Origin of the sequence: Flavobacterium sp. YO64, assembly GCF_004119505.1 — a bacterium.
Taxonomy (GTDB): domain Bacteria; phylum Bacteroidota; class Bacteroidia; order Flavobacteriales; family Flavobacteriaceae; genus Flavobacterium; species Flavobacterium oncorhynchi.
The window spans coordinates 73,785-85,278 of the sequence record NZ_NRQV01000008.1; the positions used below are offsets into that span (position 1 = coordinate 73,785).

An 11,494-nucleotide genomic window follows, 5' to 3' on the forward strand; every position below is an offset into this window, starting at 1 on the left:
AATTTATTCCGCGAATTCTAATTTTTTTAATTTATTCCATCCCCCGCGTGTGAAATCAGGAATTTCAACTGGTGCAGAACCGTTATCAAGAGAAATTTCTGTCAAAGGTCCTAAACAAGACCACTCCGCTAAATCGTATACATCCATATCTAATGGAAGTCCTTTTTGAAGGCAGTAAATTAAACGGTAATCCATAACGAAATCCATTCCACCGTGACCACCTACTTTTTTAGCTTTTTCTTCGATATTTTTTACAATTGGGTGTTTGTATTTTTCCATTAATGCTTTTTTCACATCTTCTGGTACAAATGAGTGAGCGTTTAATTTTTCATGATTTGGTTTTACGTCATCACTTAATGATTTACCATCTAAAGCATATCCTTCTAATGGATATTTGTTTGCAAAACCTTTTGTACCGCTTAACTGATACATTCTGCTGTATGGACGAGGAGAAGTAACATCGTGTTGAATTTGGATTGTTTTTCCGTTTTCAGTACGAATCATAGTCATAGTGTGATCACCGTTTCTAAAATCTTTAATTTCTTTTCCAGATTTTTCTTTGATATAAGCAGGATTTCCAACTGCTTTAGTATCCATAGAAACTAAGAAATTCATTTTGTCTCCACGGTGAATGTTTAATGCTTGACAAGCTGGTCCCATACCATGTGTAGCATAGATATCTCCACGGTGTTTAATGTTGTAATCCATTCTCCAGTTGTTCCAATATTCTCCCCAAAATGGTTGTAATCCGTGAATGTAAGATCCTTCTGCATGAAGAATTTCTCCAAATAAACCTTGTTGTGCCATGTTTAAAGTGGTAAGCTCGAAGAAGTCATACACACAGTTTTCTAGCTGCATACAGTGCTTACGTGTTTTTTCTGAAGTATCGATAAGATCCCAGATTTCTTTCATTGTCATTGCACCTGGAACTTCGATAGCAACGTGTTTTCCGTCTTTCATTGCTTGAACACCAATTTGTGCGTGGTGTTTCCAATCTGTAGCGATGTAAACTAAGTCAACGTTTGGTAATGCTGTTACTTTTCTCCATGCATTCTCATCTCCAAAAAATTCTTGTGCTTTAGGAAAACCAGCTTTAGTTAAAATTTCGTTAGACGATTGTGTGTTTTTTTCAAGCATATCGCAAAGTGCTACAATTTCGACACCTGGTATATGTGTCATACGTTCTACAGCTCCAGGACCACGCATTCCTAAACCAATAAAGGCTACACGAACAGTTGGAATTGGAGTAGTTGCTAATTGCAGTACATCTTGTTGTCCTTTTGCACGAGCCGGCGTTTTGGTTTTGATCATTTGTGCCGACGCAATTGTGCATCCAAACAAAAGACAGGCAGCTAACATGAATTTTAAAATACTAGTTTTCATAATTTGAATTAATTTGATTTGAAAATGATTGATAATCTAAATGCTGATTATCGGGAATTATTGTTTTTGTATTTGTGTTTTTTAAGTCCGATTAGGGTAAAGCTTCAAAATTTATTTCTGGCTTTTTATTTGCTAAAGGTCTTGAAAAAATTGTTTTTGGCGTTGTGTAATTATTAAAAAAGCCCCCATTTTTTAAATAAAAAGAATTAGCATCAAGTCCGCCTGCAAAATCCATTCGATATTCTTTAGCACCTGTATTATCGGTTGTAAAGCGCGCCGAATTAATTTCTAACCAAACTCCTTTTTCGTCGCAAATCCATTGATTGTTGAATAAGACTTTACGAGAAAAATCGCCTTGTTCTGGGATAAAATTCTCTAGAAATGAATGAAATCTTTTTAAATAGGTGTTGGTTTGCGGACGGTTAAAGCTCGCAATTAAAAGCCATTTTCCTTGTTCTGGTGCGTAAAAGTAGGCTGTATAAGTTGTTGTGTTGTTGTTTAGTGGAAATCCTTGTAGTAAAAATTTATAAGTAGTTCCTGCTTTCCAGTTGTATTTTAGGTAACTCTGTCCTCCAGAACCTTCGTTTCCGAATTCGCCGGTATGTACATTTTCACCTTTTTTAAGCATCTTTATTTTATGTGATTCAGGAATACTGGCTGGATCATCTGTGGTAAACGGACTCCAAACAGAGAATAAAACTCTTCTTTCAGAAGCCGAATTTACTTGAATTCCAAAATATCCTTCTCCAAAACCATTTGCCATAAAATAAGAACCAATTTTGTCCTCATTTTCAGGAACAGTAAGTTCGTTGTAATACCATTTTGCATTCGTGTTTTCTGGAACTTGATAGTTTAAGTGCACAGATGGCCCACGACGGCCCCAATGGTAGAAGTTTCCTTCGTTGTTAGGAACAAAAGCTATTTTTGCATCATAATCATCACTTGAAATCGTTAGACGACTAATTGATGGAAAACGATCACCTGTTTTGCTGATTCCTTTTATTTTGACTGCAACATATCCTTCTTGGTTTATTTTCCAAGTTCCCGCTGTAACTGCTTTTTTTGAAGTCGTAAATTTTACTCTTTTAGCTTCATTATTGATGGAAAACTCAAGTTCTGATTTTCCAAAAACCTGCACTGATTCTTCAATTGTAATTTGAAAAGTTCCTGCTTTTGATACTCTAAAATAAGCGGTGAAATATTCATCAGAATTGATCCAGTTTTCAATACCGTTATCTGTAATTGTATTGCTTTCGTCTACATGTTTAGAACTATAAGCATTACCGGCAAGTGGCAGCGAAATTTTGGTTTTTGGATTTTCTAAACTTGTTTTTTCGCCAAAAATGTCGTTGCTGGCTGTACAGGAAAAAGCGGCTAAAGCAAGGATTAAGCAGAATATGTTTTTCATAGATATAGGTAATTTAGGTTTTCTTTTTTTGAAGTTCCTCTCTAATGAACCAAATTAGAGAGGCTTCAAAAACAAAAACAATTCTAAACAATTATGGGTTTTGAGTAAGTGTTCCTGGGTAAGCATTTATTTCTGACTGCGGAATGTATTGTACTACTCTTGGGCTAGAAGCCGGCCAGTCGACCATTGGTAAATGAGGTCCTGGATAATGACGTGTCATAGTTTGTCCGTTTCTATAAACATCATAACCACGGTGTGCTTCAAAAGCTAATTCTAATTGACGCTCTTCATCGACGCGCTGTACAGCGTTTGTATTATCTAATGAGCTGTAACCACCACCAACGATTGATCTAGAACGGATAATGTTTAAGTTTGTCAATGCACTGTTGTAATCTCCTTTTTTAACATAAGCTTCTGCCATATTCAAATACAATTCATCTAATTTTGAAATAGAAGGAGAGTATAGGTGAGAATCATTATTTTGCAAAGAACATTTTGTAACATAGTACATAGGATAAACTCTGTTTAACAACATCATATAATCCTTTTCTCCTGTATACGTTTTTCCTTCGTACACAATTGAATATTGATTTTCGGCTGCATTTACTACGGTTAAGTTGTAATTTGTACTTCCGATTGTGATATAATATGAACCATTAGAATTTGTTTTAAGAGGCTGCTGCATATAGTTGTAACCAGTTTGAGTGCCGCTTGTATTTTTAATGTCGTAGATAAAACGGAATGCTTGAGTTTTATTTCCAGCATCGTCTGTATCGTATTGCGGGTCAATAAAAGCCCAACGAGCATCTTTCTTTAAACCTGATTTTCTTAATAAATCCAAGTATTTTGCACTAGCGTACATTTCTCCCCATCCTTGACCTTGAATGTTTGCATACATACCGCCAATTCCGTAATAGTGATCGTAACCTGAAAACTCTGATGCTACACGTTTAACAGCAAAAATAGTTTCGGTTTGTTCATCAGAATCTGGTGCATAAGTATTGGATTTCATGAAACTTTCACGGCTCAATAATTTATACTTTCCACTAGCAATTACTTTGTTAGCATATTCTATAGATTGCGTTGCATAATCTTGATTTGGATTTTCATAAGTACCACTCATATATAAGTATACTCTTGAAAGCATTGCCTGAGCGGCTTCTTTTGTTGCATAAGCTGCAGATTTGTCAACAGTCATTAAAGATTCTGCTTTTTTTAGATCGCTGATTGCTTGAGCATAAGTATCTTTTACAGTTGATCTATCTGGTAATACAAGATTAATTAAATCTGCTGGCAACCCATTTACAATTGGCACACCTAAATTAGTTTCAGGCGATTGAGAATAAGGTCTTCCATAAGTACGGCATAAGTAAAAATAAATCATACCTCTTAAGTAATAAGCTTCACCTAGTTGTTGATTTACAGTTGCACTTTCACCTTCTGTAATCATTTTAATCAAATCACTTGATTGCGAAATAATCTTATAACTATTGTTCCAAAAAACAGATAAACGATCATTATCTGGAATGTGTTGATACGAAATAAAAGAGTAGAAAGAATCTGTAGATGTTCCTCTAATCATGATGTTGTCGCCAGGATATTCTCCAACACGATGCATAACATCAGACCATCCTTTTAATTGTGCGTAACAACCGTTTAATAATACGGCTACTGCTGCTACTTTATCTTCTTCAATTTTGTCTTTTGTGTATGCATTAAAGGGTTCTCTGTCTAACTCACATGAGGACAGAAAACTAATTGCCATACATAATATAAATATTTTTTTCATGATTTTGTTTTATAGAGTTACGTTAAGTCCTAGTACAATTTTGCGTGTTGAAGGATATACTTGTGTTGCTACACCTGTAATAGAATATTGCTTTGTTGCATCATTGTATGTAGGAGGCAGTTCAGGATCTACTCCAGAATAATGGCTGATGGTAAATAAATTCTCTCCAGCGATGTACAATCTTAAATTTGAAATATTAAGGCTTTCTATTGGCATGTTGTATCCAAAAGTGACGCTTCTCATTTTTAAGTATGTACCCGTTTCTAAGAAACGTGATGATGCTTTGTTTGATTGGCTGTTGTTATCATAAAGAGCCTGCGGATGTGTTGCAATATCTCCTGGTTTTTCCCAACGGCTCCATCCACTGTGAAGATTCATTTGGTTTCTGTCATTATAAGCACCATCTGAGTCAAACTCTGCTCTCGCATAATTGTAGATTTGACCTCCAACAGAATAACTGAAAATAGCTGCAAAATCAAATTTCTTATAGCTTAAACTTGTAGAGAATCCTCCAAAAAAGTCAGGAGTGTAAGTTCCCATTACTTTTCTGTATTTAGAAGCTTCACCATAGTTGCTCGTTTTTACACGTTCGCCAGCGGCATCAGTAGTGTACCATTGTGGTTTTCCGTTTTCAGGATTAACACCTGCCCACTCCGTTACATACCAGCTGTCAACATCATTTCCTGGTTTTAATAATTTGTTTGCAGAACCTGCAACACCACTTCCGTCACCTACAATGATTTCCTGTTTGTCTCCGTAAAGTTTTGTTACCTTGTTTTTATTAGTACCAATGTTGGCATCTACAGACCAGTTAAAGTTTTCATTTTTAATAATGTCTACGTTAAGAGAAGCTTCAAAACCTCTGTTGTTTACTGCACCTACGTTTCTCCAAATACTGGTAACTCCAATTACCCCTGGAAGCGGTACTTGGTACAACAAATCAGAAGTGTTTTTGTTGTAATAATCAAAAGTAAGATTTACTCGCTTAAAGAAGCTTACATCAAGACCAACACCGCCGGTAAATGTTTTTTCCCAGCTTAAATCAGGATTTGCTAATTGCGAGATTAAGGCTCCAGGACTTTCATTATAACTGTTTTTAGAGAAAGAATATAATGGTAAGTGAGGATATAAACTATTAGGACGATTACCTACTGAACCATAACTAGCTCTAAGTTTTAAATTATTGATGTAATCTGCATTAAAGAAAGCTTCATTATGAATGTTCCATCCTGCACTAATAGAGTAGAAGTTACCATATTGTGCATTTTTTCCAAAGTTTGACGCACCATCACGACGGAAAGATACTTGTGCTAAATAACGATTGTCATAAGAGTAATTTACATTTGATAACAATGATTGTACTGCCCATTGTGATCTTCCGCCCGCTACTTTTTCAGGAACCGCAGCAGCATCTGGAGCTACAATTCCAGGAGGAATTCCTGTTGCAATTGCTTGGCTGAATTTTCGGTTGTATTCATTCCACTCATAACCTGCAACAGCATTGATAGAATGGTTACCAAATGATTTATTAAATTTTAATAATTGATTGGTGTAGATTCTATTATAAGTATCAAAATTATCTTCGATTCTTCCTTTTACAGCTTCACCATTAGATGATCTTGGATCTGTGTAATAAGATGAGTTTGAATTTCCAAAAATGAAATTATTTACAGAGGCGAAAGTCAGCCAGTTTGTAAATTTAATATCAAAATCAAGATTGGTTCTTACTGTATACAATTCAGATTCTCCATAATTCCATTGTAAATCGTACAAGTAGTTTGAACCTGTAGTGTTAACCCAAGTCGGGTTTGGAGCGTTTCCTACCAAAGTACCGTCTGGTAAATACGGGCTGTCCCATGGCATATTTCCATATAATGCACCAACAGAATGCTGCTGATCGTAAGTAGTTTCTCTAGTTAAGTTTACTTGCGGACGAAGTGTGAACCAACTGCTTGGTTTGTACTCAAACTTCATAAGGCCATTGTATTTCTTGTAATCATAGCCTTTAACAGCACCAGTTTCATTATAAAGACCTAGAGAAACATAGCTTTTGAAGTTTTCTCCTCCGCCGCTGAATGACAAGTTGTAGTCTTCTGCAATACCAGTACGGGTTGCATTATCCCACCAGTCATAGTTTTTGTTTCTTAGCTCAGGATTCCACCACCAAACGTTTTGAAAAGTTTCTTTGTTGGCAAACGAATCGTATAAGTCATACAATTCAGCACCATTCATGATTTTGAAATTTCCGTTGTTTAAGGTTGTCATGGCTGTTTTTGCAGAAAAATTGATTACAGGTTTACCTGCTTTTCCACTTTTTGTAGTTACTACAATTACACCATTTGCACCTTGTGATCCGTATACAGCAGTAGAAGCGGCATCTTTAAGAACCGTCAAGGTTTCAATATCAGCTGGATTCATATTGGCAGAGCTATTCCCCACGATAACACCATCAATCACCCATAAAGGATCTGTACTTCCATTGACGGTTGTTTTACCTCTAATAACTATCTTGGCTGGCGCTCCAGGCTGTCCGCCTCCAGTGTTTACATAAACACCAGTTGCTTTACCAGCAAGCATGTTTTCAACATTTGGTGTCGTAACGTCGACAATTTTTTTATTGTTTAAAGTTTGCAAAGAACCTGTCAAACTTTCTTTTTTTACTTTGCTGTATCCTACAACAACAACTTCATCCATTTGCTGTCCGGCTTCTTTCATAACAATTTTCAGAATACCGTTTCCAGCTGGAACTTCCTGATCTTGCATTCCCATAAAGGTAAAGACCAAAATAGCGCTGTCATTAGGAACTTCGATGGCAAAACTTCCATCCATATCGGTTTGCACTCCTTTTGTAGTGCCTTTTATATTAACATTTACTCCGGGAACAGGAATTCCTTTTTCATCTACAACTTTACCTTTTACAATTTTTTGAAATGCCAGGAAACTGGTTTCATTTGTCGAAATTTCTTTTGCAGGTGTCGCAGTTGTAATTTGAAAGCTTAAGGACAACAGAGATAATAATGTTGTTTTTAAAGTTTTTTCAAGTACAGTATGCAACCTGAAATTTTCAGGTTTTTTTGAGAATACCTTCTTCATACTCTTGATTTGGTTTTGGTTACTAAATGTGTTTTTTGTCTGGTCGTTTTTATTTTAATTTTTTAAGTTTTTTAGTCTTTATTTTTTTTGGTTTTTACTAACTAAAAAGAGGCTTAAATAGATCAAAAAAAGGCGAAAAAAATCGCTTAAAAACTTTATTATTTGACGAAACTATCGATTATATTTTTATTAACCAAGAAAAAACACAAAAAAATGTGCTCGAACACACGATATTTGTGTTCTCGAGCACATAAAATTGTGCAAACTGTTTTTTTTGACTTAAATAGATACGATATTTTTAAGAAAATTGCTTTCAAGGTGAGTTCTTCATTTTAGTCAGATTTTCAGTCTGAATATTTAATATTTAAAAAATGAAAAATAGTTGTTTGTATTTATGAGAATATCGCAATTATGGATCAAAAAGTCTGGTAATAAATTAAATTTTTTAATAGTTTGAATTATGCGGTTTTTTGCATAATTAGGGTTTCTGATACAGGTAAAAAAGAATCTGAAACTGAGGTTAATTCAAAAATAAAAGTTTGAATGTCAACAGCTTTTTAGAAAGATAAAATAGAGCATATTTTCTAAATTTTAGAGTTTAAAAAATGACCTGATTTCTTTTCTATTTGGAGTTGAAACTTTACTAAAATAAGGCATGATTTTTTGAAAGTTTTCAGCCTGTTTTTTTTAATCTGATAATTTGAAATTGAATAGTATATTTTAGATCGATTGATACTAAAATAGATCGCTATGTGAAGTAATTAAAAAAGAATAAGGAACAAGAAAGATTGATTGAAAATTATGCGCGGTAAAAATCAGCATTTTCAGAATTAATTATATCAATTGGCAATAATGTTACTGCAGGAGTTTCTTTACGGAACAGAAAATGCTCTATAAGGTATATAATGCCTAAATAAACTTGCCTTTTTTGATTTTGATGAATTAGGAAATCAATTACTCCCTGATTCAAATTGGTTACGTTTTCATCAACTAAATCATAGCCTATCATGCGTATTCTTTTATCCTTAATTTTACTGATAATCTTAGAAACTTGATACGCTTTAGAAGTAGTTATAAAAACGCCTGATAAGTCAGGATTTTCGTCGATGAAGTTTTTTAGAGTAACTTCTAGATTTGGGTTTTTTAGTTTTAATGTAGTAATCTTATATTCTAAATTATTTTTCTGACTGAAAAAGGATTTGAATCCTCTTTCTTTTTCCTGCATGTGAATAGCATTTTTGTAGGTTTCGTCAATATGTATAATCGCAATGTGTCCTTTATCAAGAATTGTGTTTAATAGTTTTGCAGCTACACGACCGCTTCGATACAAATCTTGTCCAACAAAATTCTTCACAGCAGCCGATTCGACCTGATTATTAAATGTATTTACAATAATATTTAAGGATTCGTATTTTTTTATTGCATCAAGTGTTTCTTTATGAAAAAGTGGAGCCAATAAAACGGCATCAGGTGATTTCTCGATAATAGTTTCATTGATACTCAAAAATGATTTTGTTTTTTCAGGATTAAAATAAAAAGTCTCAATAAGTAAATTGTAGGCTTTAAATTCCTGTGCAGCTTCTTTAATTCCTTTTAAACAAGGAAGCCAATATGGATCTATTTTAGGATCGGGAAGAAGAATGCAAATATGATAAACTTTATTGTTTTTTAAATTTCGGGCAATAAGATTGGGCTCGTAATTAATTACGTTTAATACTTCATTTACTTTTTCAAGAGCAAGCGGCGAAACTTTTCCGCGCTTGTGCAATACTCTGTCAACAGTTCCTTTTGAAACTCCTGCCATCTTAGCGATATCCTTAATAGTATGTTTTCTATCCATAAAATTGTTGTATAAAAACGATACGTTTATTCGTCTATTAATTAATTTAATAAGTGCATTAAATTATAGCTAACCGAATGGTTTGTTTTATTTTAAATGTGGTTATGAAATTTTAAATTGATTTTGCGATTTCAACACTCAATTCGGTATTCTTTAAGTTTAACTCTTCACGTTTCATCCCTTTTAGAAGAATATTTTTTCCTAAAACCTCTTTTCCTATTTTGTTACCGCTGATTTCTACATTTTTGCAGGCCTCAATTCTAAAATTGTACTTTTCTGGATACCAAGGTGTAAATGCAAAACTGCGTTTAATAGTATTGTTTTTAAAGCTTAATCCATCTACAGATACGGCGTATAGAATAGGGTAGTCTGACGGATTAAAACTATTGCTTTCTATTTTTATGTTTTTATGAAAAGGCTGTGCTGCATTTGGCTGCGGAATTTCAGGATAAATACTGATAATGGCTTCACAGAATTGATAATAAGATGAATTACAAGGATATCTAAATTCATTGTTTTTAATGGTAATGTCTTTTACGGCACCACTTTCGTACCAATAATTAGCGTCGCCTGCGATAAGAATTGCTGAACCGCTGGTTTCAAAAATATTATTTTCGATAATTACTTTTCCTGGAGTTGAGATTAGATAACCTCGAGCTCGATTACTGCCAACAAAACAGTTCGTGATAGTAGTATTAGGCGTCCAGCTTAGGTTTTCCAAAACAAAACCAGTATCAAGATCATTTGGGATTTTTTCTTTAAATCTAATAATGAAATGATCCACATCTAATGATTCAAAACTTGAAACAGTGCCATAGGCTAAAGTTCCCATTTCTTTCTTTTGGATAAAACCAACTTTATCATTTGGAACAGCCCACAGTAATCCGTGCGACATATCTTGACCAAATTTACATTTTACAGCATAGTCATCAATTTTTTGTATTACCGGAACATAAGTTCCGTGAATATTAATAGGATCGTCCATTAAACCCTGTGCATCGCAATTATCAATTACAATTTCTCCTTTGCATCCCATAAAATGTAATCCATCATCGTGACCGCTTAAATAGCGGTTTTTATGCGGGTTCGGAATCATGTTTACGTTTCGCATTTCGATATTTTCGCAATATTGAGACAAAATACCTAAACCAGAAGTATGATAAACATTGATATTCTCTAATTTGGTGTTTTTGCTGTGAAATAAAAACATTCCGGCATGATCCCTAGTACCGTGTCTTAGTATAAGAAAATTTCCAACTGCAGGCGTTTTTGTAAATTTTCCCTGCATGAGTACCAATCCGGGTTTAATCTCGCTGTATTTTACATTTTTTAAATCCCCTTTCACGCAACCATTATCGCCTGTATTTGCAGGAATTATGTGGTTTTTATCAAATTCAATTAACCAAGAACCTCCAGACAATGCCCAATTTTCATTGGCATTTTCGCCCACAAACGTTAATCCTTTTTCATGAATTTTGTATGGAGATTGCATAATATCAATCTTCATAACGATATGATTCTCATCGGCTTCTATAATTTCAGCCTCGGAAGTTAAAGGAACATCCCAATCGATATTTACATTTTTAATCGTAATATTTTCAGCATTGTCTAAAGTAAAGGGTTGTATATGCTCATGATAAACAAAATCTGACTGCTGTGCATTGATGGTTATGTTTTTTTTGTCTTTTATAAGAATTGCAAGTTTTCTAACAGCTGCATCGTAAGTATTACTTTCGTAGTAAGTTCTATAATAATTGGCATCTGGGTAAAAATCATATCGGCCTTTTGGGAAAATAATTTCTACGGGCTCGCTGCCTAATCCTTCAATAAGTTTGTTGACTTTTGAGGTTAGATTTTCTTTAGTGCCAGCTGTAATACCATGGTCTTTTACATTTATTTTTTTGACTTTATTTTGGGCGGTACAAATGGTTATTATAGAGAATAAGGCGTAAGTTAGAAAAAGTTTATGCATGTTTTATTT

The 11,494-nt window shown here is 34.2% G+C and carries 6 protein-coding genes; all 6 read right to left on the reverse strand.

The window, feature by feature from the left end; genetic code table 11:
* Positions 1 to 3: 3 nt before the first annotated feature.
* Positions 4 to 1,359, reverse strand: coding sequence for a Gfo/Idh/MocA family protein (locus tag BOW57_RS07635; protein WP_241686538.1), 1,356 nt, complete (start codon positions 1,357 to 1,359; stop codon positions 4 to 6).
* Positions 1,360 to 1,474: 115 nt separating this feature from the next.
* Positions 1,475 to 2,791, reverse strand: a complete 1,317-nt coding sequence (locus BOW57_RS07640) for a DUF3472 domain-containing protein (protein ID WP_129053625.1) — start codon at positions 2,789 to 2,791, stop codon at positions 1,475 to 1,477.
* A 91-nt stretch (positions 2,792 to 2,882) separates the two neighbouring features.
* The gene (locus BOW57_RS07645; protein WP_129053626.1) at positions 2,883 to 4,580 is read right to left on the reverse strand and encodes a RagB/SusD family nutrient uptake outer membrane protein; all 1,698 of its coding nucleotides are present in this window, start codon (positions 4,578 to 4,580) and stop codon (positions 2,883 to 2,885) included.
* 9 nt (positions 4,581 to 4,589) lie between these two features.
* Positions 4,590 to 7,673 (reverse strand): TonB-dependent receptor, encoded by a 3,084-nt coding sequence (locus BOW57_RS07650; RefSeq protein WP_129053627.1) that lies wholly within the window; start codon positions 7,671 to 7,673, stop codon positions 4,590 to 4,592.
* A gap of 799 nt (positions 7,674 to 8,472) precedes the next feature.
* On the reverse strand, positions 8,473 to 9,513 hold the full coding sequence (locus tag BOW57_RS07655) for a substrate-binding domain-containing protein (protein WP_129053628.1): 1,041 nt from the start codon (positions 9,511 to 9,513) through the stop codon (positions 8,473 to 8,475).
* Between the two features lie 112 nt (positions 9,514 to 9,625).
* Positions 9,626 to 11,485, reverse strand: coding sequence for an alpha-1,3-galactosidase B (locus tag BOW57_RS07660; protein ID WP_129053629.1), 1,860 nt, complete (start codon positions 11,483 to 11,485; stop codon positions 9,626 to 9,628).
* Positions 11,486 to 11,494 lie beyond the last annotated feature (9 nt).

Coding starts and splice junctions, on each gene's coding strand:
- BOW57_RS07645 (WP_129053626.1), bottom strand. CDS start 4,580: ATGAAAAAAATATTTATATTATGTATGGCAATTAGTTTTCTGTCCTCA.
- BOW57_RS07660 (WP_129053629.1), bottom strand. CDS start 11,485: ATGCATAAACTTTTTCTAACTTACGCCTTATTCTCTATAATAACCATT.
- BOW57_RS07640 (WP_129053625.1), bottom strand. CDS start 2,791: ATGAAAAACATATTCTGCTTAATCCTTGCTTTAGCCGCTTTTTCCTGT.
- BOW57_RS07635 (WP_241686538.1), bottom strand. CDS start 1,359: ATGTTAGCTGCCTGTCTTTTGTTTGGATGCACAATTGCGTCGGCACAA.
- BOW57_RS07650 (WP_129053627.1), bottom strand. CDS start 7,673: ATGAAGAAGGTATTCTCAAAAAAACCTGAAAATTTCAGGTTGCATACT.
- BOW57_RS07655 (WP_129053628.1), bottom strand. CDS start 9,513: ATGGATAGAAAACATACTATTAAGGATATCGCTAAGATGGCAGGAGTT.